Origin of the sequence: Pseudomonas solani (assembly GCF_026072635.1) — a bacterium.
GTDB lineage: Bacteria > Pseudomonadota > Gammaproteobacteria > Pseudomonadales > Pseudomonadaceae > Metapseudomonas > Metapseudomonas solani.
In genome coordinates, this window is sequence record NZ_AP023081.1 from 1,426,418 (window position 1) to 1,451,904 (window position 25,487).

General features: G+C 68.9%; 21 protein-coding genes and 2 pseudogenes. 16 read left to right on the plus strand and 7 right to left on the minus strand.

The window, feature by feature from the left end; all coding sequences use genetic code 11:
* Positions 1–60: 60 nt before the first annotated feature.
* The gene (locus PSm6_RS06655) at positions 61–1,416 is read left to right on the plus strand and encodes a 3-oxoacyl-ACP reductase (protein WP_265169828.1); all 1,356 of its coding nucleotides are present in this window, start codon (positions 61–63) and stop codon (positions 1,414–1,416) included.
* 280 nt (positions 1,417–1,696) lie between these two features.
* Here PSm6_RS06655 and PSm6_RS06660 read toward each other — a convergent pair whose 3' ends face one another.
* Positions 1,697–2,698 carry an AraC family transcriptional regulator gene (locus tag PSm6_RS06660; protein WP_031287774.1) on the minus strand — a complete coding sequence of 334 codons (1,002 nt, stop codon included), beginning with the start codon at positions 2,696–2,698 and terminating at the stop codon, positions 1,697–1,699.
* A 184-nt stretch (positions 2,699–2,882) separates the two neighbouring features.
* Between PSm6_RS06660 and PSm6_RS06665 the strand changes: the two genes are divergently transcribed.
* From PSm6_RS06665 to PSm6_RS06715, 11 genes are all read left to right on the plus strand, one after another.
* Positions 2,883–3,740: a MaoC family dehydratase gene (locus PSm6_RS06665; protein ID WP_043244613.1), complete on the plus strand. Its 858-nt coding sequence runs from the start codon at positions 2,883–2,885 to the stop codon at positions 3,738–3,740.
* 60 nt (positions 3,741–3,800) lie between these two features.
* On the plus strand, positions 3,801–4,106 hold the full coding sequence (locus tag PSm6_RS06670) for a nucleotide pyrophosphohydrolase (protein WP_021219718.1): 306 nt from the start codon (positions 3,801–3,803) through the stop codon (positions 4,104–4,106).
* Positions 4,103–4,867, plus strand: a complete 765-nt coding sequence (locus PSm6_RS06675) for a methyltransferase domain-containing protein (RefSeq protein WP_043244612.1) — start codon at positions 4,103–4,105, stop codon at positions 4,865–4,867. Before PSm6_RS06670 ends, PSm6_RS06675 begins: the two co-directional genes overlap by 4 nt.
* Before the next feature lie 35 nt (positions 4,868–4,902).
* A complete protein-coding gene (locus PSm6_RS06680; protein ID WP_043244609.1) occupies positions 4,903–5,514 on the plus strand; it encodes a DUF4136 domain-containing protein in 612 nt (203 codons plus the stop codon).
* A gap of 223 nt (positions 5,515–5,737) precedes the next feature.
* The gene (locus tag PSm6_RS06685) at positions 5,738–6,298 is read left to right on the plus strand and encodes a DUF4136 domain-containing protein (protein ID WP_043244607.1); all 561 of its coding nucleotides are present in this window, start codon (positions 5,738–5,740) and stop codon (positions 6,296–6,298) included.
* A 10-nt stretch (positions 6,299–6,308) separates the two neighbouring features.
* Entirely contained in the window at positions 6,309–6,812 is a 504-nt protein-coding gene (locus tag PSm6_RS06690; RefSeq protein ID WP_021219714.1) for a GNAT family N-acetyltransferase, read from the plus strand.
* A gap of 20 nt (positions 6,813–6,832) precedes the next feature.
* Positions 6,833–7,453, plus strand: coding sequence for a GrpB family protein (locus tag PSm6_RS06695; RefSeq protein WP_265169832.1), 621 nt, complete (start codon positions 6,833–6,835; stop codon positions 7,451–7,453).
* Positions 7,454–7,481: 28 nt separating this feature from the next.
* A complete protein-coding gene (locus PSm6_RS06700; protein ID WP_265169833.1) occupies positions 7,482–8,081 on the plus strand; it encodes a hypothetical protein in 600 nt (199 codons plus the stop codon).
* 119 nt (positions 8,082–8,200) lie between these two features.
* Positions 8,201–8,515 (plus strand): hypothetical protein, encoded by a 315-nt coding sequence (locus PSm6_RS06705; protein WP_265169835.1) that lies wholly within the window; start codon positions 8,201–8,203, stop codon positions 8,513–8,515.
* A 76-nt stretch (positions 8,516–8,591) separates the two neighbouring features.
* A complete protein-coding gene (locus PSm6_RS06710) occupies positions 8,592–8,828 on the plus strand; it encodes a type II toxin-antitoxin system ParD family antitoxin (protein WP_265169836.1) in 237 nt (78 codons plus the stop codon).
* A complete protein-coding gene (locus PSm6_RS06715; RefSeq protein ID WP_265169838.1) occupies positions 8,825–9,163 on the plus strand; it encodes a type II toxin-antitoxin system RelE/ParE family toxin in 339 nt (112 codons plus the stop codon). The genes PSm6_RS06710 and PSm6_RS06715 overlap by 4 nt, the downstream gene beginning before the upstream one ends.
* 39 nt (positions 9,164–9,202) lie before the next feature.
* Here the strand turns inward: PSm6_RS06715 and PSm6_RS06720 are convergent, their stop codons facing one another.
* Positions 9,203–9,745, minus strand: coding sequence for a hypothetical protein (locus PSm6_RS06720; RefSeq protein ID WP_263404508.1), 543 nt, complete (start codon positions 9,743–9,745; stop codon positions 9,203–9,205).
* Between the two features lie 307 nt (positions 9,746–10,052).
* On the opposite strand from PSm6_RS06720, the pseudogene PSm6_RS06725 reads away from it, so the two are divergent.
* Positions 10,053–12,067, plus strand: a pseudogene (locus PSm6_RS06725) (oxidoreductase).
* 187 nt (positions 12,068–12,254) lie between these two features.
* On the opposite strand, the gene PSm6_RS06730 reads toward PSm6_RS06725, so the two are convergent.
* Positions 12,255–13,154: a LysR family transcriptional regulator gene (locus PSm6_RS06730; protein WP_043244597.1), complete on the minus strand. Its 900-nt coding sequence runs from the start codon at positions 13,152–13,154 to the stop codon at positions 12,255–12,257.
* A 97-nt stretch (positions 13,155–13,251) separates the two neighbouring features.
* Here PSm6_RS06730 and PSm6_RS06735 point away from each other — a divergent pair, with 97 nt between their 5' ends.
* From PSm6_RS06735 to PSm6_RS06745, 3 genes are all read left to right on the plus strand, one after another.
* Complete coding sequence (locus PSm6_RS06735; protein WP_043244596.1) at positions 13,252–14,133, plus strand: MBL fold metallo-hydrolase; 882 nt, start codon at positions 13,252–13,254, stop codon at positions 14,131–14,133.
* Positions 14,134–14,200: 67 nt separating this feature from the next.
* Entirely contained in the window at positions 14,201–14,647 is a 447-nt protein-coding gene (locus PSm6_RS06740; protein WP_021219704.1) for a DMT family transporter, read from the plus strand.
* A gap of 82 nt (positions 14,648–14,729) precedes the next feature.
* Positions 14,730–15,851, plus strand: a complete 1,122-nt coding sequence (locus tag PSm6_RS06745; protein WP_043244595.1) for a GGDEF domain-containing protein — start codon at positions 14,730–14,732, stop codon at positions 15,849–15,851.
* Positions 15,852–15,872: 21 nt separating this feature from the next.
* Here the strand turns inward: PSm6_RS06745 and PSm6_RS30415 are convergent, their stop codons facing one another.
* The 4 genes and pseudogenes from PSm6_RS30415 to PSm6_RS06760 all read right to left on the minus strand — a co-directional run bounded on the left by PSm6_RS30415 (position 15,873) and on the right by PSm6_RS06760 (position 25,365).
* Positions 15,873–16,610 (minus strand): methyl-accepting chemotaxis protein, encoded by a 738-nt coding sequence (locus PSm6_RS30415; protein ID WP_371877109.1) that lies wholly within the window; start codon positions 16,608–16,610, stop codon positions 15,873–15,875.
* A gap of 129 nt (positions 16,611–16,739) precedes the next feature.
* A pseudogene (locus PSm6_RS30420) lies at positions 16,740–17,804 on the minus strand (HAMP domain-containing protein); the annotation flags it as partial.
* Between the two features lie 135 nt (positions 17,805–17,939).
* A complete protein-coding gene (pbpC, locus tag PSm6_RS06755; protein WP_265170507.1) occupies positions 17,940–20,258 on the minus strand; it encodes a peptidoglycan glycosyltransferase PbpC in 2,319 nt (772 codons plus the stop codon).
* A 196-nt stretch (positions 20,259–20,454) separates the two neighbouring features.
* A complete protein-coding gene (locus PSm6_RS06760) occupies positions 20,455–25,365 on the minus strand; it encodes an alpha-2-macroglobulin family protein (protein ID WP_043246851.1) in 4,911 nt (1,636 codons plus the stop codon).
* Positions 25,366–25,487 lie beyond the last annotated feature (122 nt).

The following is a 25,487-nucleotide window of genomic DNA, read 5'->3' on the forward strand; positions in this document are numbered from 1 at the left end:
GATTGTGTTGTCTGCGTAGAGTGAGCCCCACTTCATTTATGCGTGCAGGAGCCTGCCCCCATGTCCGACCGTTATCTCGCCTTCGCCAACTCCAACGCCGGCCGACGCCTGGTCGGCGCCCTCGGGCTGCCCGCGCCGATGCGCCTGGAGCGCTGGATGGCGGGCCGCACCCGGCCGGTGGATGGCGCCCTGCTGCTGGGCGGTGAGGGGGCCCTGGCCGAAGCCGCCAGCGGCGTGCTGAACAAGCTCACCGACCAATCCTTCGCCACCGAGGAAGGCCGCTTCGGCCTGACCCGCTGGACCGCCGAGCACGGCCCGAAACTCAAGGCACTGGTGTTCGACGCCAGCGGCCTGACCCGCTTCGAGCAGCTGATCGAGCTGCGCAACTTCTTCCAGCCGGCCTTCAAGGGCCTGGGCAAGTGCCCGCGCGTGGTGGTGCTGGGCCGCCCGCCGGAGTCGCTGAAGGACACCGTGGCCGCCAGCGTGCAGCGCTCCCTGGAAGGCTTCACCCGCTCCCTGGGCAAGGAAATCCGCCGGGGCGGCAACGTGCAGTTGGTGTACGTCGGCAAGGGTGCCGAGGACCAGCTCGAAGGCGCCCTGCGCTTCTTCCTCTCGCCCAAGAGCGCCTATGTTTCCGGCCAGGTGCTGCGCCTCTCGGCCAGCAGTGCCCAGGTCAAGGACTGGAGCCGCCCGCTCAATGGCCTGAAGGCACTGGTCACCGGCGCCTCCCGCGGCATCGGGGCGGCCATCGCCGAAACCCTGGCCCGTGACGGCGCCGACGTGGTGCTGCTGGACGTGCCCCAGGCCAAGGACTCCCTCGACGCCCTGGCCGCGCGCCTGGGCGGGCGTGGCATCGCCCTGGACATCTGCGCCGCCGACGCCGCCGCGCAGCTGGTGGAAGCGCTGGCGGATGGCCTCGACATCGTGGTGCACAACGCCGGCATCACCCGCGACAAGACCCTGGCGAAGATGAGCGATGCCTTCTGGGACTCGGTGATCAACGTCAACCTCAACGCCCCGCAGGTGCTGACCCAGGCCCTGCTCGACGCCGGCAAGCTGCACGACAACGGTCGCGTGGTGCTGATCGCCTCCATCAGCGGCATCGCCGGCAACATGGGCCAGACCAACTACGCGGTGAGCAAGGCCGGCGTCATCGGCCTGGCCCAGGCCTGGGCCCCGGCCCTGGGCAAGCGCGGTATCACCATCAACGCCGTGGCCCCGGGCTTCATCGAAACCCAGATGACCGCCGCCATCCCCCTGACCATCCGCGAAGCCGGCCGCCGCATGAACTCCATGAGCCAGGGTGGCCTGCCCCAGGACGTCGCCGAAGCCGTGGCCTGGTTCGCCCAGCCCAGCTCGGGGTCGTTGACTGGGCAGGTGATGCGCGTTTGTGGGCAAAGTCTGCTTGGAGCGTAAAAGCAGCTGGAAGCTGGAAGCTGGAAGCTGGAAGCTGGAAGAAAGAGCGTTGGGGGCTGGGAGCTGGTTGTCACTTGTAGGGTGGGCTTCAGCCCACCAGCGATGTAACCGGTGGGCTGAAGCCCACCCTACGCGCAGACCCCCGCTTCCAGCTGGCGACAAGCGACAAGAAAAAAGCCGGGACCTGTGTGCCCGGCTTTGACGTTGCGGTGTGATCGGTGGGCTGAAGCCCACCCTACGCGCAGAACCCTGCTTCCAGCTTCAGGCTTCTAGCTTCCAGCTAGTTCCCCGCTGGCTTCCCGCGCCTGCGGAATTCCACCGGCGTCTCCCCCACCCAGCGTTTGAACGCACGGTAGAAGGTGCTCGGTTCGGAGAAGCCGGTGCGCTCGACTATCACTTCGATGCGCTCGTCGGTTTTCAGCAGCAGTTCCTTGGCCAGGCGGCAGCGGTAGTCGGTGACCAGGTCGTTGAAGCGCACGCCGGCCATGGCCAGGCGTTCGCGCAGGCGGCGGGCGGGCATGTTGAGGCGGGCGGCGACCTGTTCCAGGGTCGCGCCGCCGTCCACCAGCAGTTCGCCGATCAATTCACGCACCTTGCGCACCAGGTCCAGACGCTCCACTTCGGCCAGCTGGCGGCGGGCCAGGGATTCGTGCATGCGCAGCAGTTCCGGAGCGGCGTGGCGCGAGGGCTTGTCCAGCACCGCGGCGTCGAACACCAGGGCATAGCGCTCGGCGCCCAGGCGTGCGGGGCAGCCGTACACCGTCTGGTAACGCTCGGCAGCCGCGCCTTCGGTGTGCATCAGTTGCACTTCGCAGGCCTTGAAGTCGCCTTCGGTCAGGGCGTCGAACAGGCGGATCACCGCGCCGGCGAGCATCTCCGGGAAATGGCGGTTGATGCTGGCGTCCTGCCCCAGGGAGAGCACGGCGCGCTCGCCTTCGACTTCCAGGCGCGCGTTGAGGGTGTCGGACAGCAGGCGCACGTAGCGCAGGGCGTGGCGCAGGCCTTCGCCGAAGGTCTCGCTGGAGAGGAAGAGGTATTCGAGCAGCAGCCCGTGGAAGGCCGGCAGGTGCCCGGCCAGGTGCAGGCCGACGTGCTCCTCGGCGCATTCCTCGGCGGCGGCTTTCCAGAACAGAGTCTGCGCCGTATGGGGGAAACGGCCGGCGGGCAGCCCGCCCGGCGGCAGGCCGACACGCACCAGCACCTTGTCAGGGTCGGCACCGCTGGCTCGCAGGGCGTCGATCACCGGGCGCATCAGCGCCACGTCGTCGGTCAGATCACGCATCATTTTCTGAATATTCTTGTTATGCGGGGCGGGGGCCATCTTATGCATCTTCAGGCCCCCCGCTCAAGGCGCGGATAGCGATTGCAGACGGATTGACTCGCCTGCCAGCACAGCCTGCCCCACGGCCAATGCACCCCGCCTGCGGGCGGCTAAGCTGCACCGTTCCGCAACGAGGAGACTGCCCATGGCCACCGACTGGCTCGACCTGCCTGCCCCACCCGCCCTGCCCGGCCTGTTCGCCCGCGCGGCCCTGCGCCGTGGCGCCACCGGCCGCACCCTGCCGGACCTCGGCCTGCGCAGCCAGGTGGACGTGGATGCCCGGCACCTGGCGCGCTACCGGCAGGTCTGCGGCTTCAAGGACAACGGCCAGCTGCCGCCCACCTACCCGCACATCCTCGCCTTCCCGCTGCAGATGCAGCTGCTCACCGACAAGCGCTTCCCCTTCCCGCTGCTGGGCCTGGTGCATCTGGAAAATCGTATCCGCGTATTGCGCACCCTCGGCGGCCTCGGCCCCTTCCGCGTCAGCGTCGCGGTGGAAGGCCTGCGCCCCCACGACAAGGGCGTGACCTTCAGCCTGATCACCCGCCTGGAAGACCAGCTCGGCCTGCTCTGGGAAGGTGACAGCCGCATCCTCTTCCGTGGCATGCGCCTGGACGGCAACGCCCCCGAGCGCGCAGAGAGCGAAGCCCTGCCGTTGGAGGAGATCGACCACTGGCGCGCCCCGGCGGACATCGGCCGGCGTTACGCCAAGGTCGCCGGCGACTACAACCCGATCCACCTGTCGGCGCCCACCGCCAAGCTGTTCGGCTTCCCCCGCGCCATCGCCCATGGCCTGTGGAACAAGGCGCGCACCCTGGCCGCCCTCGCCTCGCGCCTGCCCGATGCCGGCTACGAAGTGGAGGTGCGTTTCCAGAAGCCGGTGCTGCTGCCCGCCGAGGTGCGCCTGCTGGCCAGCGCCCCCGCCGCCGAGGGCCAGTTCGCCCTGCGCGGCAAGGACGACCTGCCGCACATGGCCGGCAGCTGGGGCCCGCTGCAGGGCTGACGGCCGAGGCTTGCGCGGCGCCAGCCGGCGCACCAAGCTATGCGGCTCCAGGAGAGCCGCATGAACCTCGCAGAACTGACCCAACGCCTGCACGCCATCCGTGACCACAACGATTGGCGGCCATTCCACAGCCCGAAGAACCTGGCCATGGCCGCCAGCGTCGAGATGGCCGAACTGGTGGAAATCTTCCAGTGGCTCAGCGAGGACCAGTCCCGCCAGTTGCCCGCCGCCACGCTCGAGCACGCTGGCCAGGAAGTGGGCGACATCGTCCTCTACCTGCTGCTGATGTGCAGCGAACTGGGCATCGACATGGAGCAGGCGGTACGCGCCAAGCTGGCCGACAGCGAGAGGCGCTTCGTCCAATGAGCGCCACGACCACCGACGACCGTCACTTCGACGAACTCGCCACGCGCTTCGCCGAGAAGATCTATGGCGGCGCCAAGGGCGCCATCCGCCTGGCAGTGCTCCAGGCCGACCTCGCCGAAGCCCTGCCCGAGCGCCCGCTGCGGGTGCTGGACGTGGGCGCCGGGCTCGGCCACGTGAGCCTGTGGCTGGCCCAGCGCGGCCACCAGGTCACCCTCGCCGAACCTGCCGAACCCATGCTCGAAGGCGCCCGCGCGCGCTTCGCCGCAGCCAGCGTCGAGGCCACCTTCATCCAGGCGCCCTGGCAGGACCTGCTCGGCCAGTTCACCGAGCCCTACGACCTGGTGCTCTGCCACGCCGTGCTGGAATGGCTCGCCGAGCCCCACGCCATCCTCCCGGTGCTGCACCAGTTGACGGCGCCGGGCGGCTGGTTGTCCCTGGCGTTCTACAATCGGGATGCACTGATCTACCGCAACCTGCTCAAGGGCCATTTCCGCAAGCTGCGACGCAACCGCTTCGCCGGCGAAGGCCAGAGCCTGACCCCGCAGCAACCGCTGGACCCACGGGAACTGGCCGGGCAACTCGAGGGGATGTGGAAGGTCGAAACCCAGAGCGGCGTGCGGGTTTTCCATGACTACATGCCGAGTGAATTCCAGGCCAAGGCCGAGCTGGTCGACCTCCTGGAAATGGAGCTGGCCCACCGTCGCCACCCGAGCTTCATGGGGCTGGGACGGTACCTGCACTGGATCTGCAGACCCCAATAAGAGAGCCCCCACGGGCTCGCCTCGACGGAGGCCCCATGAAACGCACTGCCCTTCCTGTATTCACCGCCCTCGTCCTGCTGGCGCTCGCCGGCTGCCAGAGCGCCAACCCCTACAAGGCCGAATCCAAGCCGATGCCGCCGGCCCCGCCGGAGGCGGCCACCACCTTCGACCGCTCCGCCTACCCGGCGGCCCCGCGCGACTTCGGCCGCTACCGCAACTGGACCTGGCTCAACGGCCGCCTGCCCGCCGGCAACAGCTGGGCGACGCCGGAGCAGATGGTCGACATCGTCAACTCCGGGCTGGACCAGCACGGCCTGCGCCAATCCCGCGAGCCGGCCAGCGCCGACCTCAAGGTCGCCGCCAGCCTGCGGTTCGAGAAGCGCCTGCGCCAGTACAACGATTCCAGCGGCGCCTACTACGGCAACGGCCCCTACCGCGACCAGTACGGCGCCTGGGCCACGGTGCCCCTGGTGCGCACCTACGAGCAGGAAGTGGCGGTGGTCTTCCTGGAGTTCTACGACGCCCGCGACAACCAACCTGTGTGGAGCGGCAGCGCCGAGAGCGACGCCAGCGGCAGCCGCAGCGACCGCACCACCGCACTGCGCGAAGCCATCAAGGAAGCCCTGGACAACTACCCGCCCCGCTGAGCCCAACCGCCCGGTGCCTCCGCCCCTCCCGCCTCACCCGGGGGTGGGCGGAGCGATGCGCCACCCCTCTCCTGCACCATGCCTCTCTCCCGGGCGCGCCACGAACGGAACCGCAACACGCCGTCACGATCCACATGGAAGCAGTCGCGGGCTTGCACGAAATCTTCTTGCCGGCCGCTCTGGCTTGCGCTTGGATAGTGATTCCGGCAGAGGAGATATGACCATGTTCCGCCGTCTGTTCATCGCTTCCACCCTCCTGCTCCTGGCCGCCTGCCAGAGCTACGAGATCAACCGCGATTTCGACCGCAACCGCGACTTCGCCGCCTACCGCAGCTGGAGCTGGAAGGAGCCGGCGCTGCAGTACAGCCCCGACGACCCGCGCATCAAGAGCGACCTCACCGAACAACGCATCCGCGAGGCCGTGGGCCAGCAGCTCGACCAGCGTGGCCTGCGCCCCGCCGCCAATGGCGCCGCCAGCGACCTCAAGGTGCAGAGCTGGCTGATCGTCGACGATCGCCAGCAGCAGGTCACCACCGGCTACGGCGGCTACTGGGGCGGTTACTGGGGCAACTACTGGGGCGGCCCAGCCATGACCGAGACCCGCACCTACGACTACAAGGTCGCCACCATCCAGATCGACCTCTACGACGGCAAGGACGGCAAGCTCGTCTGGCGCGGCAGTGCCGGGCAGATCATGCGCACCGACCCGCCGACCCCGGCCGAGCGCGAGGCCGCCATCCGCGAGACCGTCGCCAAGGTCCTCGCCCAATACCCACCGCACTGACCGAGCATCGATGAGCGCATTCGACACCGTACTCAGCCACCGTCCCGCCCAAGCCGCCGACCTCGACGAGGTCGTCGGCTTCCCCCAGGACCGCGACGAACTGTTCTTCTGCTACCCCAAGGGCATCTGGCCGCTCACCGTCGGCCAGCTCGCCGCGGTGATGGCCGAGCGCCGCGACAACACCGTGGTGCTGCTGGACGGCCGCGTCGCCGGCTTCGCCAACTTCTACCAGTGGCAGCACAACGACTTCTGCGCCCTGGGCAACCTGATGGTCGCCCCCTGGGCCCGTGGCCATGGCGTCGCCCAATACCTGGTGGGCGTCATGGAAAACCTCGCCCGCGAGCACTACCACGCCACCCGCCTGCGCATCTCCTGCTTCAACGCCAACGCCGCCGGGCTGCTGCTCTACACCCGCCTCGGCTACCAACTCAACGGCATCGCCGAACGCCAGGCCCCGGACGGCCAGCGCGTGGCCCTGGTGCTGATGGACCGTGCACTCACCCCAGGCGACTGACCGCCAGACGAGGAACAGGGATGACCCCGCAAACCGATGAACCCACCTTCGACGGCACCCGCTGGAGCAACGCCGACAGCGACCGCATCGAGGTGGTCGACCCGAACCCCGACTGGCCCCAGCGCTACCGCGAGGAGGCCGCCGCCATCAGCGACGCCCTGGGCATCCGCGGCCTGCGCCTGGAGCACTACGGCAGCACCTCGGTGCCCGGCCTCGCCGCCAAACCCATCATCGATATTCTCCTGCTGCCCCCGCCCGAGTACGACTGGCAACGCCTGGTCGCCCCGCTGGAAGCCCTCGGCTACCAGTTCTGGCGCGACAACCCGGCCACCGACCGCATGTTCTTCGTCAAGGGCATGCCACCCAATGGCACAGGCCGCACCCACCACGTGCACGTGATGACCCAGGCCAACGCCGTGCGTCACCTGCTGTTCCGCGACCACCTGCGCGCCCACCCCGAGGACGCCGCCGAATACGCCCGGGTCAAACGCCAGCTCGCCGAGCGCTACCCCACCGACCGCGACGCCTACACCGCCGGCAAGGACGAGGTGGTCGGCGCCATCCTCGGCCGCGCCACGGCGGCCATGCATGAAGCGGGCGGGATACAGGGTGGCGATGAAGGCGGCCCGGTGAAGGGCTGAGTACCACAACACAAAGGACGTGAAGAACATGAAACCGTACTGGATAGTGCTGGCAGCGCTCCCGCTGTCAGGCTGCCCCGCCTATGGGGTCTACGACCGCACCGCTGAACAACCTGTGCTCACCAGCACCTGTTACGCGGTGAAGCTGCCTTCGTTTCTGTTCGAGGCCCGTTGCGCCGACCTGAAGGCAGGCGGGCTTGGAGGGCGTGAATTCTGCCCCGGCATCCAGGCGTTCAATCCTCCACCCCGTATCTACTCCAGCGGCTTCATAGCCCCCTTTGCGTTTCCCAAGTCCTGGGCCGACTACCTGAGCGATAGGGAGAAATGGGATCAGCGGCTTCTGGAAAAGCCGCTGTTCGAAAAACAGTGGACGCTGATCGCTCCGATAGACCCGGGCACCCAGATGAAGATTTCAGGCCTCTACGACTATCCCAAGGGTGAAACCGGCCACGTCTCCATCGTTCGCGCACTGATAACCAGCGGTCCCCATGCAGGCACCAGCGTCGAGCTGACGAGCCCGGGCGACTTCAAAAGTTTGGGCCCTGCGTGGACAACCGTTCCCGACATTGGCAAATCCAACGTGGAGGTCGTGAACACCTACCTGGAGCCCTGCGAGACCCGGCCATAGCGCCGTAGCCCGGGCTTCAGCCCGGGACGCTCCGCAAAGGTGAACCACGCCCGGCCACCCCCCGCCCTGCTTCACGTATGATCCGGCGCCCCGGAAACCGCGCATGCAGGCTCTTCGCAATGCTGGAATGGAACACCCTCAGCCTCAGGCAGCGGGCCTCGGTCATCTGCCTTCTCGGTTTCGTACTGGCCTATGTGCAGATCACCCTGCCCTTCATCCTCGCCCTCACCGATGTAGCGGCGATGCTGCAGAGCCTCTGCGAGCTGCTGGGCTGCATCGCCCTGTTCAGCGCCCTCGCCTTCGACCCGATGATCGCCAGGGGGCAGCTGCTGCAACTGCGCCCCAGCCGCATGCCGCCCTTCTGCAAAGGCCTGTGGATAACCGTCATCCTAATGTTCGGGCTGGGCAACTTCGTCCGGATCATCGGCAACTGATGCCTGGCTAGCAGATACATCGGGAAGCCCCGCTGCTAAGCTTCATTGGCAAAATTTGCCAACAAGGAGCGCTCGAATGAGCACCATGAATATCTCCCTGCCCGAGGCGCTCAAGAACTTCGTCGATGAGCAGGTCAGCCAACGCGGCTACGGCACCAGCAGCGAATATGTGCGCGAGCTGATCCGCAAGGACCAGGACCGCCAGCTCCTGCGTGGTCTGCTACTGGAAGGCGCCACTTCCGCACCTGAAGCCCCGACTGACGAGCATTACTTCGAGGCGCTGCGCAACCGGGTGCGCAACGGCCAGGCATGAAGGCCAGGACGGTCGTTCCACGGGCGCGAGCCAGTCAGGACGTCGACGACATCATTCGCTACTACCTGGGTGAAGACGCCGAGCAGGCGGCACTTGGCTTCATCGACACACTCGAACGCGCCTACAGGCACATCGCTCGTCACCCCGAATCCGGCTCGTCACGCCACGCACACGAGCTCGACCTGCCCGGACTACGCACCTGGGCGCTGAAGCACTTCCCCTATCTGATCTTCTACATCGAGCGCGAAGACAGCATCGATGTGTGGCGAGTGCTGCATGAAGCGCGGGATATCCCGCAGTGGATGCAGGACAGCACGCCATCTGACATCGACTGACCAGCGTCGAAGCACGGGCTACAGCGCCATGCCACCCGACTAGATCGCGGCCAGTGCCGCGACCCGCGATGCCAGGTAGGCATTCCAGGGCACCTTCTGGAAGTTGGTCCTGGGGCTCCCGCCACCTCCGCCATGGTTGACGAAGTTGTTGCTCGGCGCCCAGTACTGGTAGATGTCGCCGCTGGCGAATTCATAGGGGAAGGCCACTTCCTGGGCGTTGCCGAGGGTGCCGCCGCGGCTCCAGTAGGTGGTGCCGATCGGTACCAGGAATACGTAGCAATGACCGTTGAAGCCCCACAGCTGGCCGACCGCCGGGGACTTGGAGGCATTGGCGGGCAGGCCGGCGCCAGCGCAGACCGGGAAGGTGAAGATCATCCGCCCGCCGGCGATGGCCGCGTCGTTTTCATCGACCAGGTACTCGGTGGAGTGGTCCGGGGAGATTCCGCCCCGGTGAACCTCGGAAGGGGTCAGCGCGGTGCCGTGCACGAAGTAGCGGGCGGCGCCGGTCAGGCCCTGCTGCCAGCCGTTCTTCTGTTGGCGGATCAGGTTGCCCCGGGCGCCGGCATAGAGATAGGGAGTCATCGCGTGTCACATCCTTTTGCTGGGGGTTGATCACCCACTCGCAAGATTGCCCTGCAACGTCCACTCAAGACGCCCCGGTCCGGGCTCACGACGATACGGCGGTGCAAAGTTCTGCCAGTGCCAACGGCCCGACAGGGCCTGCAGGAAAAGATAGGCCGCACAGCGCGGGGTGTCGCCCGCCGCTGCGCTTAGCCGACGGGCGTGAAGCGCCTTGACCGAAATGCCCGGCGATGCCGTCAGCCGGGCCGTTCACCGCGCCTGCGCATCTTTCTATGGTGAGGGTCCGCCCCCTCCTCGACGGCCCCCCATGCACAGCCCATCGCCCTACCCGCATCTGCTGTCCCCCTCGACCTCGGCTTCGTCCAGCTGCGCAACCGCGTGGTGATGGGCTCGATGCACACCGGGCTGGAAGATCGCCTGTGGGACTTCGGCAAGCTCGCCGCCTACTACCGCGAGCGCGCCCGGGGCGGCGTGGGGCTGATCATCACCGGCGGTTTCGCACCCAACCGCGAGGGCTGGCTGCTGCCCCTGGGCAGCAGCCTCACCGGCGGCATGGAAGTGCCCGCGCACCGGCGCCTGACCCAGGCGGTGCACGCGGAAGGTGGGCGCATCCTGCTGCAGATCCTCCATGCCGGGCGCTACGGCTATCACCCGCTGGTGGTCTCCGCCTCGCCGGTCAAATCCCCCATCAGCTGGTTCGCCCCGAGGGAGCTGAGCGAGCGCGGCATCGAGAAGACCATCCGCGCCTTCGTGCGCTGCGCGCGCCTGGCCAAGGCGGCGGCCTATGACGGCGTCGAGGTGATGGGCAGCGAGGGCTACCTGCTCAACCAGTTCCTCTGCCCGCGCACCAACCAGCGCCGCGACCGCTGGGGCGGCAGCCTGGAGAACCGCATGCGCCTGGCGCTGGAGATCGTCCGGCGCATCCGCCGCATGGCCGGCGAGCGCTTCATCCTCTGCTACCGCCTGTCGCTGCTGGACCTGGTGGAAGGCGGCAACACCTGGGAGGAGGTGCGCGAGATCGCCCTCGCCCTGCAGGACGCCGGCCTCACCCTGCTCAACACCGGCATCGGCTGGCACGAGTCGCGGGTGCCGACCATCGTCACCTCGGTGCCCCGTGGCGCCTTCGTCGAAGTCACCGCGCGGCTGCGCAAGGAGCTGCGCATCCCGCTGATCGCCAGCAACCGCATCAACACCCCGGAGCTGGCCGAGGCCATCGTCGCAAGCGGCCAGGCGGACCTGGTGTCCATGGCCCGCCCGCTGCTGGCCGACCCGCAGTTCGTGACCAAGGCCGCCGCCGGCAAGGGCGACGAGATCAACACCTGCATCGCCTGCAACCAGGCCTGCCTCGACCATGCCTTCGCCAACCGCCGCGCCAGTTGCCTGGTCAACCCGCGCGCCGTGCACGAAACCGAGCTGCGCTACTCCCGCGCCCGCCAGCACAAGCGCATCGCCGTGGTCGGTGCCGGCCCGGCCGGGCTCTCCGCCGCCTGCGTGGCCGCCGAGCGCGGGCACCGGGTCACCCTGTTCGAGGCCGCCGACTGCATAGGCGGGCAGTTCAACCTGGCCCGGCGCATTCCCGGCAAGGAGGAATTCGACGAGACCCTGCGCTACTTCCGCGTGCGCCTGCAGCGCCTGGGGGTGGAGCTGGTGCTGGGCCGGCGCATCGCCCCCGGCGAACTCAGCGGCCACTACGACGACGTGATAGTCGCCACCGGTGTGCGCCCGCGCCTGCCGGCCATCGACGGCATCCACCATGCCAAGGTGCTCAGCTACCTGCAGGTGCTGCAGGGCGCCCCGGTGGGCCCCCGGGTGGCGCTGATCGGTGCGGGCGGCATCGGCTTCGACCTCGCTGCCTTCCTGCTCCACGACCAGGCGCCGGGCGCGGAACAATGGCTGGCGGACTGGGGCATCGACCTGGCCGCCACCACCCCCGGCGGCCTGGTACCTGCCGAACCGGCACGGCCGCAGCGGGAAATCTGGCTGCTGCAACGCAAGCCCGGCGCACTGGGCAGCGGCCTGGGCAAGACCAGCGGCTGGGTGCACCGCGCCCACCTGGCGCGCAACGGCGTGCGGATGATGGGCGGGGTCAGCTACCAACGCATCGACAACGACGGCCTGCACATCGAAGTGGATGGTAAGGAACAGGTGCTGCCGGTGGACAACGTGGTCATCTGCGCCGGCCAGGAGCCCCTGTGCGAGCTGCAACCGGTGCAGGGCTCCGACCACCTGCGCCTGCACCTGATCGGCGGCGCCCGCCGTGCCGGCGAGTTGGATGCCAAGAGGGCGATCAGGGAAGGCGCGGAGCTGGCGGCGCGGCTCTAGGGGCAGCCTGCCACTCCGCTCGATGGGTTTCGCTGCGCTCTACGCCATCCTACGAAAGCCGCCACCGCACGTACCCGGACCGTAGGTCGGGTGCAACCCGGCGGTTTTATTCGCGGATGAATCCGCTCCCACAAGAGCCCGCTGCCAACAGCCATGTAGTCCGGGCTTCAGCCCGGGACGCGCAGGCTCACAGGTCCCAGTCGGGGTTGTCCTGCAGGCGTTCGGCCAGGTGGTCGAGCAGCAGGCGCAGGGCGGTGGGCATCTGCCGGCGGGTGCCGTAGAGGGCGTAGATGCCCAGCTCCTGGGGCTCGTAGCCGGGCAGCAGGTGCACCAGGGCGCCGGAGCGCAGCTGCGCGGCCACCGAGTAGCGCGGCTGCAGGCTGATGCCCTGGTCGGCGAGTGTGGCTTCCAGCAGCACCATGGATTCGTTGGCACTGAGGCTGCCGTCCACCGACACCGCGCAAGGTTCGCCGTCGCGGAAGAAGGCCCAGAGGCTGCGACCGAAGAAGGAGTAGGTCAGGCAGTTGTGCCGGACCAGGTCCTCGGGGGTGCGCGGCATGCCGTGGCGGGCCAGGTAGGCCGGGGTGGCGCAGACCACCGAGCGGCAGGTGGCGAGCTTGCGTGCCACCAGGTTGGGGTCCAGCTGGTTGGTGATGCGCAGCGCCAGGTCGATGCGTTCCTCGATCAGGTTCACCGCCTGGCTGCTCACCAGCAGGTCGACGCTGACGCCGGGATAGGTCGTCTGGAAGCGGCCGATCTCGTGCACCAGCCAGGCCTGGGCGAAGGACTGGCTGCAGGTGATGCGCAGGCGCCCCTGCGGGGCCTCGCGGCTGTCCCGCCCCAGCCCCTGCATGGCCTCGGCCAGGGCACAGACCTCGCGGCATTGCGGCAGCATCCGCTCGCCGGTGCCGGTCAGGCTCAGGCGCCGGGTGCTGCGGTGCAGCAGGCGCGCACCGGCCCAGTCCTCCAGCGCGGCGAGATGGCGCGAAACCATCGCCCGGGACATTTCCAGGGCGTCGGCGGCGGCGGTCTGGCTGCCCCGCTCCACCACCTCGACGAAGACCCGCATGGCGGTTATCCGGTCCATGACACGCTCGGAATGTGCAACAAAGATGCGCGGATTATGGCGTTTTTAGCTGCACAACGAGCAACTATCCTGATGCCTTTCCATCGAGGACCCCATCATGGCCCCCATCGCTTTCCTGCGCCGCCTCCTGGCCGGCGCCACCCTGATCGCCGCCACCGGCAGCGCCCTGGCCCAGCCCCTGCAACTGCAGGTCTACAACCCCGGCGACAAGGCCGTGTTCCCGGTCACCTCGTCGCTGATCCTCGGCGAGCACGACGCCCTGCTGGTGGACGCGCAGTTCTCCAGCCACGAGGCCGACGAACTGGTGAAACGCATCCAGGCCAGCGGCAAGCGCCTGACCACCATTTTCATCAGCCACGGCGACCCGGACTTCTACTTCGGCCTGGACACCCTGCTGCGCGCCTTCCCCGAGGCCAAGGTGCTGGCCACCGCGCCGACCATCGAGCACATCAAGGCCACCAAGGACCTGAAGCTCGCCTACTGGGGCCCGATCCTCAAGGACGGCGCGCCCAAGGCCCTGGTAGTGCCGCAGCCGCTCAAGGGTGACAGCCTGGAACTGGAAGGCCAGCGCATCGAAGTGATCGGCCTGGACGGCGCCGACCCGGCCCACACCGGCCTGTGGATTCCCTCCCTGCGCACCCAGCTGGGCGGCGTGCTGGTGAGCGGCAACATGCATGTGTGGACCGCCGACTCGCAGAGCGTCGAATCGCGCCGTAACTGGATCGCCGCGCTGGACCGCATCGAAGCGCTGAAGCCCGAGCAGGTGATTCCCGGCCACTACCTGGGCGAGCGCGCCGCCGGCCTCGGCGACCTGCACTTCACCCGTGACTACCTCAAGGCCCTGGAGCAGGAACTGCCCAAGGCGAAGAACGCCGCCGAGCTCACCGCCGCGATGAAGAAGCACTACCCGGGCCTGGCCGGCGAAGCCGACCTCGAACTGAGCGCCAAGGTGCTCAAGGGCGAGATGCAGTGGCCCTGATCCACTGACGACGACAGCCACCGGCGTCGACGGCATACTGTGCGCCCGCCGAAAACCGGAGACTCACATGCCCAGCGCCTGGTGGCTGCTCGCCCTGCCCTTCATCGCCGGTGCCTTCCTGCCCTTGCAGGCCGGCATCAACGGCCTGCTGTCCAAGCAGGTGTCCAGCGTCATGGGCGCCGCGCTGATCTCCTTCCTGGTGGGCACCGTGGCGCTCTTCGCGGTGGCCGCCGTGCAGCGCGAGCTGCCCAGCTTCACGGCGCTGAAGGGGCTCACCTGGTGGCACTGGAGCGGTGGCCTGCTGGGCGCCGTGTTCATCGCCACCGCCGCCTTCGCCGGGCCGCGCATCGGTGCCATGCTGTTCATGGCCCTGGTCCTGGCCGGCCAGTTGAGCATGGCCCTGGTGCTCGACCACTACGGCTGGGCCGGCTACCGCGAAGCGCCCATCAGCCTTGGCAAGATCGCCGGCATGGCCCTGATCATCGGCGGCGTGTGGATGATCCGTCGCGGCTGACGAACTGCGATAGCCATTTGCTGCTATCGCCCGAGGAACGCGATAAGCTCTGCGCATCCAGCCGTATTTGTGATCACAGCACATGACTGACGCAGAGCTGCCGCAACAACCGGAGGGTTTCGCCCTCTGGCGCGAGATCCAGGACACCCGCATCCGCACGCGCCTCGGCGGCCTCTACTACCTGCTGGCCTGGCTGCTTTCCTGGCTGTTCAGCGCAACGCCCCTGCAGTACCTCGGAGTCGGCCTGGCCGGCACCCTGTTCTTCGCCCTGATGATGGCCGGGCGCATCGCCCACGTACCGCCGAAGAACGGCTCGGAGCTGGAACTGCTGGGCTGGCTCAACCGCCACTGGACGCTGATCCTGGCCACCTGCCTGGCCTGGGGCCTGGCCCACGCCTGGCTGCTGCTGAACCCGGACTTCAGCGACTCGCGGATCATCGCCACCCTCAGCACCATCGCCTTCAGCACCGCCATGGCCTTCAACTTCGCCATGCGCCGGGGCCGCGCCGTGGTCGCCATCCTGCTGCTCTACCTGCCGGGCCTGGTGGCCCTGGGCATCCACCCCGAGTCGATGCGCGCGGAGCTGGTGACCCTGGCCTTCTACCTCAGCTACCTGCTGCTGGCCCTGTCGCGCAGCCACCGCGAGTACCAGGGCACCCTGGAACTGGAGCTGCAACTGCTCGAGCAGCGCCAGCGCCTGGACGCCCTGAGCCGCACCGATGGCCTCACCCAGCTGGGCAACCGCTACCAGTTCAACAACCTGTTCCCCGCCATGGTCGCCAGCGCCGCGCGCCAGGGTTCGCCGCTGTCCCTGGTGCTGCTGGACATCGACTTCTTCAAGCGCATCAACGACGAGCACGGCCACGCCATGGGCGACCTGTGCCTGCAGCAGTTCGCCGAACGCATGCGCGAGGTGTTCCGCCGCGACAGCGATGCGCTGCTGCGCCTGGGGGGCGAGGAGTTCGGGGTGTTGATGCCCGAGACCGGGCTGAAACAGGCGTCGAAGCTGGCCGAGGACTTCCGCCGCGACCTGGCGGCCAAGGGCTTCGTGGTGAAGGGCGAAACCCTGCCGCTGACCACCAGCCTCGGCGTCGGCTGCTACGACCCGCAGCGCGACGGTGATGCCGAGGCCTTCTTCAAGCGCGTCGACGACGCGCTCTACCAGGCCAAGGAAAAGGGCCGCGACCGCCTGGAAACGGCCTGAGCCCTTCCTCCGGGCGGCCCGTCAGAGACGGAAGCTGCCCATCTGCCGCGCCAGGTCATCGGCCAGGCGGCTGAGCACTTGGCAATCCTCGCGGCAGGCCCGCACTTCACCGGCGGTGGCACCCGCCAGGTCGGCGATGCCCTGGACGTTGCGGTTGATCTCCTCGGTGACCGACGACTGCTCCTCGGTGGCGGCCGCCACCTGGTGGTTCATGTCGCTGATCTTCTCGATCTGCTCGGTGATCGCCGACAGGGAGCTGCCGGTGCGCTGGCTGGCCTCGACACCGGTGCCGGTGGCCGACTGGCCGGCATGCATGGAGGTCACGGCCGTCTCGGCGCCGGACTTCAGGCGCTGGATCATCTGCTGGATTTCGTCGGTGGACGACTGCGTACGGCTGGCCAGGGTGCGCACCTCGTCGGCCACCACGGCGAAACCACGGCCCATCTCGCCGGCGCGGGCCGCTTCGATGGCGGCGTTGAGCGCCAGCAGGTTGGTCTGCTCGGAGATGCCACGGATCACCGCCAGCACCTGGTCGATGGACGCCACCTGGGTGGCCAGTTCGGTCACCGCGCCCGCGGCGCCGCTGATCTCGCCGGACATGCGCTCGATATGGCCGATGGATTCGCCCACCACCTTGCGCGCCTGCAGCGCCTCGTCGCGGGCCTGCTGCGAGCTGAGGGCGGCGTTGCCGGCGTTGCGGGCGATCTCCTGCACCGTCAGGCCCATCTCGTGCACGGCGGTGGCGACCATGTCGGTCATCTCCTGCTGCTGCACGGCGCGGCCGGCGGTGTTGTCGACTACGGTGGCCACCTGGCCCACGGCGGTACGCAGGCTCTGGCTGGTGGACAGGACTTCGGCGATGAGGCTGCGCTGGCCTTCGAGGAAGCGGTTGAAGCCCCGGGCCAGGTCGCCCAGTTCGTCGGCGCGGTTGTCGTTCAGGCGTCGGGTCAGGTCGCCGCCGCCACCGCCGATCTCCACCAGCGCGGAGGTCACCTGGCGGATCGGCCGCACCAGCCCACGGGCGAGGAACACCACCAGCACCAGGAACAGCAGCGCCACGCCGATGCCCACCAGGCTGGTCATCACCAGCGCCTGGCGCGCCTCGCCGTAGATCTCCGCCTCGGGCACCTCGCTCACCAGCACCCAGTCGATGGACTGCAGCGGCTGCGCCAGGGCCAGGAAGGCCTCGCCATCACGCTCGAAGGTCACGGCCTTGCCCTCGCCTTGCAACAAGTGGCGGGCCGCATCGGCACCGGTCAGCTCCTGCAAGGTGCGGGTGTCGTTGAATTCGGACTGCGGGTGGATCTTCACCTTGCCGTCGGCGCTGGCCAGGTAGACGCGGCCGTTCTGGCCGAAGCGGAAGTTACGGATCAGGTCGCTCATGCCGCTGAGGCTGTAGCCCAGGCCGGCGACGCCCAGGGTCTTGCCGCCGGCGGAGACGCGCTGGTTGATGAACAGGGTCGGCTGGTGGGTGCTGGCGTCGACGTCGATGTCCAGCGAGCGGTCCTTGCTGCCATCGACGAAGCCGTAGAACCAGTTGTTCTCCTGGGGGCCGCGGGTCAGCGTGCGGTTCAGGCCCTTGTCGGTGTAGTAGTTGCCCGAATCCAGCCCCACCAGGAAGGTGGTCAGCGCCTTCTGCTGGCCCTGCACGCCCGACAGGTAGCGGACGAAGTCCGGCTGCCGCGCGGCGTCCTCGCCGGCGCTGAGCCAGTCATGCACCAGGCTGTTCTGGGCGATGCCCTGGGCCGCGGTGAGCGGCTCGGCCAGTACCCGCTCGAGGTCGTTGCGGATCGCCAGCGTGCTTTTGGGCAAGGCTTCACCCACCAGGTAGCGGTCGGTGAGGCGGTTGACCACGGCGGAATAGATTCCGACCACGATGAGGATGCTGGCCAGCAGGGCTGCGCCCATGCTGAGGATCAGCTGCCACTGAATACTGCGTTGCCAGAGGCGCATGGAGGTGTCTCCTTGGAATTTTTATAGGGGCTCGGTGAGGACGGCGGCAGATTGTATACAGAGAATCGGACAATTCATCCGACTGAAATGTACAAGCTGTTATCGCCCAAGGGATATCCCTACTTGAGTCCAAACTCATTCGATCACGCGGAACTCCAGACGAGCGGTAGCGCCGGCTTCGTCCAGCAGGCTCAGCTGGTGCCGGCCGAGGCCTTCGATCACCTGGTCGAAGGCGGCATCGGCGGCGCTTTCACCCAGTGGCTGGCCATCGAGGAACCACCAGCGCCGGCCGCTGCCGCCTAGGGCCGAGAGGCGCACCCGCAGCGGCCCGTCACTGGCCGCCGGGCGCCGCAGCTGCCCGCCGGCGCGGAGGCCGACGATGGTCAGCGGCGCGGCCGCCGGCGGCAGGGGCGGCGGGCAGGTGGGCGAAACCGCCGGCAGCAGCGCCGAACGCCGCTCGCGCCGGGGTAACCAGGGCTCCAGCGGGGCGGGCCAGAGATCGAGGTCGCGGCGCGTGGCGCCCGGGCAGTCCGGCGCGGTGCGCAAGCCTTGGGCGTCCAGCCACAGCGGCTGGCGCAGGCCGAGGCCCAGGGGCTGGTCGGCGGCCTGCAGGGTCGGCGGCACGGTACCGTCGAGGGTCCAGGCGAAGCGCTGGCGGCGGCAGTTGGGGTCGCCCTGGGGCAGCGCCTGCCCGAGGGGCCAGCAGATGGCGGCGATGCCCACCGAGGCGGGCTTTTCATCCAGCGGCTGGGCGAGGCCGCGCTGGACGTCGCGGTTGAGCAGCACGTCGTGCACCTGCACCAGCAAGGGCGCTGCCGAGGCCAGGCCGAACTGGCCGGGCACCGGCGTGCCGTCGGGGCGGCCGATCCATACACCGACCAGGTAGCGCGGCCCCACGCCTATGGCCCAGGCGTCGCGGAAGCCGTAGCTGGTGCCGGTCTTCACCGCCAGCGCCGGGCGCAGCGGTGGCAGCGCGTGCGGGTCACGCTCGGGCTGCGCCTGGCCGGAGAGGATGCGCCGCACGATCCAGGCCGCCCCGGGCGACAGCAGGCGCTTTTCGCGCAGGGCGTCGTCGGGTTGCAGGCGCGGTGCGGCGGCGCGGCCTTGGCGGGCGAAGGCGGCATAGCCCCCCACCAGGTCTTCCAGACGCGCGCCGGCCCCGCCGAGGATCAGTGCCAGGTTCGGCTGCGCCCCCGCCGGCAGCACCAGTGGCAGGCCGGCGCTGCGCAGCTCGCCGGCGAAGCGCTTCGGCCCATAGGCTTCCAGCAGTTGCACGGCGGGCAGGTTGAGGGAGGTGGCCAGGGCGTCGCTGGCCGCCACCGGCCCGCTGAAACCACTGGAGAAGTTGCCGGGGCGGTAGTCGCCATAACGGCGCGGCACGTCCTGCAACAGGGATTCGGAGTGGATCAGCCCGGCGTCCAGGGCCATGCCATAGAGGAAGGGCTTGAGGGTGGAACCCGGCGAGCGCAGGGCGCCGACCATGTCGACATGGCCGAAGCGGCGCGCGTCATCCATCTCCACCGAGCCCAGGTACGCGCGCACCGCCATGGTCGAGTGCTCCACCACCAGGATCGCCGCCGAGGTGCGCTCGGGCAGGCGCGCACGCCAGCCCAGCAGCAGGTCCTCCATGCGCCGTTGCAGGGTCGCGTCCAGGGTGGTGCGGATCAGCGGCGGGCTGCCCGGCCGGTTCAGCCGTCGCGACAGCAGCGGCGCCAGGCTCGGCTCCCGGCGCGGCGCCAGCAGCACCGGTTCTTCCAGTGCCTCGTCCACCGCTACCTGGGGCCAGATGCCGTAGCCGGCGAGGCGCTGCAGCACCTTGTTCCGGGCTTCGGTGGCGCGCTGGGGGTGGCGGTCCGGGCGCAGGCGGCTCGGCGCCTGGGGCAGGACCGCCAGCAAGGCGGCCTCGGCACGGGTCAGTTGGCTCGGCGGTTTGCCCAGGTAGGCCCAGCTCGCCGCAGCCACCCCCTGCAGGGTGCCGCCGAACGGCGCGCGGTCCAGGTAGAGGGTGAGGATTTCGTCCTTGGACAGGTGCCACTCCAGCTGCAGGGTGCGCCACAGCTGGCGCAGCTTGCCGGCGAAGGTGCGCGGGTGCGGGTCGAGCAGCCGCGCCACCTGCATCGACAGGGTGCTGCCACCGGACACCACGCGCCCATCGCTGAAGTTCTGCCAGGCCGCACGGCCCAGGGCCAGCGGGTTGACCCCGGGATGACGGTAGAACCAGCGGTCCTCGTAGCCGAGCAGCGCCTCCAGGTAATAGGGCGAGACCTGCTGCGGGGTTACCGGGTAGCGCCACACGCCTTCGGCATCGGCGAAGCGCCACAGCGGCGTGCCGTCCTCGGCCAGCACCACCCGCGCCTGGTCGTCCGCCGGCAGGGGCAGCGGGAACAGCCGGTCGGCGCCCCCGAGCAGCACAAGGAGCAGCAACGGCAGCGCAACCCAGCGGCGCTTCAGCAGGCGACGGGCACGGTGCAAGGTGGAGGGGAACGACAAGAATGAGGGCTCCGAAGTGGGACCGTGCGACAGGCCGCTTCGAGGCGACCTGATGATGGGTTTCGCTTCGCTCTACCCATCCTACGAATGAGCGGCACGTTCGCGGGAATGACGGCACCTGACCGTCACCCTCGCGAACACGAGGCCTACTCGAATAGCCTCAGCGGGCCTTGACCACCATTTCCTCCGGCGCATCGCCCAGTGCCTGCCATTCCGGGCGGTACATCGACTCCACCTGGGGCGGCGGCACGCGGTAGCGGCCGGGGGTTACGGCGCGGGCCAGGTACAGCAGGTGGGTGCGTTCGTACTCGCGGATATCCACCGCCGCGACGAAGCGGTCGTCACGGAATTCCTGGTGCTTGATCGCGGCGTTCTGCATCGCTTCCTGCCACTCCTTAACCTCGCTGCTGGCGTCCTGCAGGCTGGCGGCGCTCTGCCCCAGGTTCTGGTTCTCCGGCTCCAGGCCGGCGGGCAGCAGGTCCACCACCAGGGCGTCGGGCGCGCGCATCTTGGCCTCGATGCCGATGTGCACCAGCACTAGCTGGCCGCTTTCCAGGTTGCGGATATCCAGCGGCTTGCCGTCCATGCCCAGGTACTCGCGGTGGATGGTGAAGTTCTCACCCCCCGCCTTGGGCGCCTGGCTCGGGTAGCCGGACAGGGTCAGGCGCTGGTAGAGCGGCGCCTTGGTCTGGCTGGCCAGGGTCAGGGGTTCGGCCAGTTGCGCCTCGTCCAGCTTGAGCCCGCCCCGGTTGTTGTCCAGGGCATGACGCTGGCCGGCCACTTCCAGGCTGGCCTGCCATTGCGGCTCGGCCTTGCCCAGCAGGCTGCGGCCGGCGAGGAACAGCGCGTTGCGATCCTGGGTCGACAGCCACTCCTTGGAGGCCAGCAGGTCGGCGAGATCGAACAGCAGCGCTTCGCGGCGATCGCCGGCGAGGTCGTTCTCTTCCAGCAGGGCGAGGATCATCGCCTGGTCACGCAGGCGGCTGCCGTAGTCGTCGAGCCAGAAAGTGTCGTCGCGCTGCACGGCGAGCCCGGCGTCCAGGGCCAGGTCGGCGCGGGGCTGGTCGCCCATGGCCTTGAGGGCGACGGCCAGTTGCACCAGCGGCAGGCCGGAGCGCGAATCGGCGCGACGCTCGTACAGGCTGCGCAGGGCCCCCAGGGGCGCCTGCTGGCTGCGGGCGAGCACGTAGCCGGCATAGGCCTGAACGGCAAAACGGCTGTGGCCGGGGTACTGGCTGTAGGAGACCTCGATCAGGCTCGGCTCCTGCAGGTAGCGCAGCAGGCGCTCGTTGGCGCGCTTCAGCGGTTCGGCGGGCACGGCGAAGCCCTGGTCACGGGCGCGCAGGAGGAAGTCGCTGACATAGGCGGTGAGCCAGTACTCCTCTTCGCTCTCCGCGCTCCACAGGCCGAAGCTGCCGTTGTAGCGCTGCATGCCCAGCAGGCGCTCGATGCCGATCTCGATGGCGCGGCGGCGCGCTTCGTCCTTCTCACCTTCGATGCCCAGGCGCGACAGGGTCGCCGCATCCGCATAGAGCGAGGGGTAGAGGCCGCTGGTGGTCTGCTCGGCGCAGCCGTAGGGGTAGGCACGCAGGGCGCGGATCTGCTCGCCGATGTTCAGCGGCGGGCGCGAGGAGACGGCCAGCAACGCTTCACGCCCGGCCGGCTCGAAGGCGTCCAGGGTGCCGGCAGGCAGGCTCCAGCTGTCGCCCTTGAGCACCGCGCGGAAGTTCTTCACCAGCGCCGGCCAGGCCGGGCGGATGCCCAGGGTCCAGTCACGGGCGAAGGGTTGCAGGGTTTCGCCGGGCAGCTCCATGCCGTTGACCGAGACCTTGAGCCGGCCCTGCCCGTAGCCACCTAGGGCGCGCACCGGGATGCGCAGGGTGGTGCGCTGGCCGTCGGCCAGTTGCAGCGGTGCGGTCTGGCTGCCGGGGCTGTCGGACAGGCGCAGCTGGCCTTCTGCTTCCAGGCGCACATCCAGTGCCTGGGGCTTGCCGGAGAGGTTGGTCAGGTCCAGCGCCACGGTGGTTTCGTCGCCACCGGCAAGGAAGCGCGGCGCCGAGAGTTCGGCCACCAGGGGCGCGGCCACCACCGTCTTGGCTTCGGCCATGCCGTAGCGGTCGTCGCTCCAGGCCTGGGCCATCAGGCGCAGTTCGCCGTTGAAGTCGGGGATATCGAGGCTGAGCTCGCCCTCGCCCTTGTCGTCCAGGGTCAGCGGCACGCTTTGCAGCGCCACCAGGCGCACCTGGGTCTGCGGACGCTTGCCACCGGCGGTGAGGCCGGCGTCACCGCCAAAGGCGATGGATGCCAGGCGCCCCTGCCCCGCTTCGATGAGCTGGCCATAGACGTCGAGCTGGTCGGCGCCATAGGCCTTGCGCCCGAACAGCGCGGCGAAGGGGTCCGGCGTGGCGTAGTTGGTGATGTTGAGGATGCCGACATCCACCGCGGCGACCAGCACACGCACCTGGCGCGCCGGGCTGCCATCGGCGTTCCTGGCTTGCACATGCACCGCCAGCGGCTGGCTGGGGCGCATCTTCTCCGGGGCGCTGAGGGTCAGCGCCAGCTTGCGCTGGGCGCGGTCGATGGGCAGGTGCAGCAGGCCGACGGCGCGGCGCGGGGTGACCCGCTCCTTGCGCTCGCCGGGGCGTACCACCAGGGCGCTGACGTACAGGTCGTGGCGCGCCCATTCGCGGGCGATGGGGATCTCGAAGGCCTTGCCCTCGGCGGGCACCTCGATGCTCTGCCACCAGAGCGGGCCGTCAGCCGACTCCACCAGCAGGTAGCCGCTGCCGGCCGCGGGCGGGGTGACGGTGACCTTGGCCACCTCGCCTTCGCCGTAGGCGGGCTTGTCCAGCGCCAGCTTGACCTGGTCGGGGCGCACCGCGCCGCCGTCGGTGTTGTCCTGCCAGCGGTAGCCGGCCCAGAAGCGCAGGCTGCTGATAACACCGCTTTGCGGGTCTTCGACCTCGACGCGGTAGGCGCCCCACTCCACCGGGAAGCTGACCTTGGTGGTGCCGTTGGCGGCGACGTCGACCAATTGCTCGTCGACGTTCAAGAACTTCTCGTTGTAGTGGTAGCTCCAGCCTTCGCCGTCGGAATAGTTCCAGTAGTAGTCACGACGCTCGCGCACCAGGCGCACCTTGAGGCCCTTGGCCTCCAGCTTGTTGCCGGCCGGGTCGGCCACCAGCAGCTCCACCTCGGCGAGGCTGTCGGTATCGACCGCCTCACCGTCGAACAGGGTGCGCAGGCCGGGCATGCGCGGCGCCGGCCAGACCGGCTGCTGCAGGCGTCGGGTGATGGGGCGGCCGCCGGTTTCCTGCAGGCTGGCCTGGAGGGTCAGTTGCAAGGGCGAGCGGGCGCTGGCCCAGCGACTGTCGATTTCCAGGGCGCCCTTGCCGGCTTCGTCGAGGGTGGTTTCATCCAGCTCGATGTCCTGGTTCAGTTCCTCCTCGGTCACCGAGCCGAACTGATAGCCGGGCAGGCTTTCCACCGCCTCGCGCAGGGGACGGACGTAGAGCTGGCCCAGTAGGCGGTTGCCCGAGGCCGGCGCGCCGTAGAGGTAACGGCCTTCGACCTGGAAGCGCGCCGCGTCGTCCGGCGCCAGGGGCTCGTCGCTGCCCTTGAGCTCCAGGGCCAGGCGCTCGGGGAGGAAGTCCTCGACCGAGAATTCGTAGAGTTCCTTGTGGCCGTTGCCCAGGTCCATCAGCAATTGCCAGCGGCCGGTGGGGGAGTCCCCGGAGAGCGGCAACTGGTACTGGTAGAGCCCGCCTTCGTCGGGGTTCCAGACGAAGCGGCGGCTGACCTGCTCGTCCGGGCGGCGCACCTCGACCGTCACCGGCTGGCCCGCCACCGCGCGGCCGTCGCCGTCACGCAGCAGGGCGTTGAGCAGCACGGTCTCGCCGGGACGATAGAGATCACGCGGGCCGAATACGAAGAATTGCAGCGGGGTGGCCTGGGGCCCGGTGATGTCGAATTCGGAGAGGTCCAGCGAGGGGGTATCCAGGCGCAGCACGCTGGTCTGTTCGCCCTGGCGCGCCAGCAGCACGCGGGCTTCGCCCGTCAGCGGCAGCTGGGTATGGCCCTGGCCATCGGTCTTGCCCTTGGCGAGGACCTGGCCCTTGTCGCCGAGCAGTTCCAGTTCGACCTCGGCCTGGGCCTTGCCGCCTTCCAGGGCCTGTGTGAAGACGTCCAGGCGGTCCTGGTAGCGGTGGGCGGAGAGGCCGATGTCGCTGAGGCTGAACAGGGTCGCCGGGGTGTAGTAGCTGTAGCTGCCGGAGCGACGCATCACCGCGACATAGACGCCGGGCTGCTTCATCGGCTCGAGGCCGGCGATGGGCAGCAGCAGGGTTTCGCGGGTGTTGCGTGCCGGCTTGAGGTCGAAGCGGCCGGTGTAGACCAGGTCCGCCATCTGCAGCAGGTTGTCGGCCTCCCAGACGCCCAGGGTGCCACGGCGGCCCCATTGGGCCAGCAGCGCGGGCAGCGAATCGGCGCGTACGCGGAAGAAGTCCACGTCCACCGCGTCGACGTTGAGGGCGATCACCGGCAGCCCTTCGGCGAGGCGGGTGGGCAGCAGCGAGCCCTGGCTGGCGAAGCCGACCGTGGCCTGCAGATCACGGGTCTGCAGGTGGGTGACGCTCTCGGCGGCCAGGCGCGCGTCGTTGACCGCGCGCACGCCGGGGTCGACGGTCAGCACCAGGTTACGCTTGGGCTCGAGATGGCGCAGGCGCAATTCCATGAGGTTGTCGGAGAGCTCCCAGGCCCCATCCACCTTGCCGCGCTCGCTGTCCACCAGGTGCAGGCGCTCGGCGAACGGCTGCTCCGGGTCCAGGGGCACGGAGAAGGTCACGGCCAGCGTGCTGGAGCCGTCGAGCTGGGTTTCGGAAACGTCCACCACCTTGAGCTCGCGGCCGGCGAAACGCTTGGCCAGCGCCCCGACATCGGCCGGCGCGCGCTGCTCCTGGACGGCGGCAGGCGGGGCGGGTGGCTTCTCGGCGGTGTGTTCGGGGGTGGAGGAATCGCAGGCGGCAAGAAGCCCCAGCGAGAGGGCCAGTAACAATCCTTTGTACGACGACATGGTGACTCCGGGGAGGGGACGCGCAGGTGCGCGCGCGGCAACTATAGACGAGCCCCGGCGTCCGTAAAGCCCCCTTTTTCACGCTTTTGCAACGCTATACTGCGCAGCCCTTCCGGAGCCTC

Coding starts and splice junctions, on each gene's coding strand:
- PSm6_RS06655 (WP_265169828.1), top strand. CDS start 61: ATGTCCGACCGTTATCTCGCCTTCGCCAACTCCAACGCCGGCCGACGC.
- PSm6_RS06660 (WP_031287774.1), bottom strand. CDS start 2,698: ATGCGTGATCTGACCGACGACGTGGCGCTGATGCGCCCGGTGATCGAC.
- PSm6_RS06665 (WP_043244613.1), top strand. CDS start 2,883: ATGGCCACCGACTGGCTCGACCTGCCTGCCCCACCCGCCCTGCCCGGC.
- PSm6_RS06670 (WP_021219718.1), top strand. CDS start 3,801: ATGAACCTCGCAGAACTGACCCAACGCCTGCACGCCATCCGTGACCAC.
- PSm6_RS06675 (WP_043244612.1), top strand. CDS start 4,103: ATGAGCGCCACGACCACCGACGACCGTCACTTCGACGAACTCGCCACG.
- PSm6_RS06680 (WP_043244609.1), top strand. CDS start 4,903: ATGAAACGCACTGCCCTTCCTGTATTCACCGCCCTCGTCCTGCTGGCG.
- PSm6_RS06685 (WP_043244607.1), top strand. CDS start 5,738: ATGTTCCGCCGTCTGTTCATCGCTTCCACCCTCCTGCTCCTGGCCGCC.
- PSm6_RS06690 (WP_021219714.1), top strand. CDS start 6,309: ATGAGCGCATTCGACACCGTACTCAGCCACCGTCCCGCCCAAGCCGCC.
- PSm6_RS06695 (WP_265169832.1), top strand. CDS start 6,833: ATGACCCCGCAAACCGATGAACCCACCTTCGACGGCACCCGCTGGAGC.
- PSm6_RS06700 (WP_265169833.1), top strand. CDS start 7,482: ATGAAACCGTACTGGATAGTGCTGGCAGCGCTCCCGCTGTCAGGCTGC.
- PSm6_RS06705 (WP_265169835.1), top strand. CDS start 8,201: ATGCTGGAATGGAACACCCTCAGCCTCAGGCAGCGGGCCTCGGTCATC.
- PSm6_RS06710 (WP_265169836.1), top strand. CDS start 8,592: ATGAGCACCATGAATATCTCCCTGCCCGAGGCGCTCAAGAACTTCGTC.
- PSm6_RS06715 (WP_265169838.1), top strand. CDS start 8,825: ATGAAGGCCAGGACGGTCGTTCCACGGGCGCGAGCCAGTCAGGACGTC.
- PSm6_RS06720 (WP_263404508.1), bottom strand. CDS start 9,745: ATGACTCCCTATCTCTATGCCGGCGCCCGGGGCAACCTGATCCGCCAA.
- PSm6_RS06730 (WP_043244597.1), bottom strand. CDS start 13,154: ATGGACCGGATAACCGCCATGCGGGTCTTCGTCGAGGTGGTGGAGCGG.
- PSm6_RS06735 (WP_043244596.1), top strand. CDS start 13,252: ATGGCCCCCATCGCTTTCCTGCGCCGCCTCCTGGCCGGCGCCACCCTG.
- PSm6_RS06740 (WP_021219704.1), top strand. CDS start 14,201: ATGCCCAGCGCCTGGTGGCTGCTCGCCCTGCCCTTCATCGCCGGTGCC.
- PSm6_RS06745 (WP_043244595.1), top strand. CDS start 14,730: ATGACTGACGCAGAGCTGCCGCAACAACCGGAGGGTTTCGCCCTCTGG.
- PSm6_RS30415 (WP_371877109.1), bottom strand. CDS start 16,610: ATGACCGACATGGTCGCCACCGCCGTGCACGAGATGGGCCTGACGGTG.
- PSm6_RS06760 (WP_043246851.1), bottom strand. CDS start 25,365: ATGTCGTCGTACAAAGGATTGTTACTGGCCCTCTCGCTGGGGCTTCTT.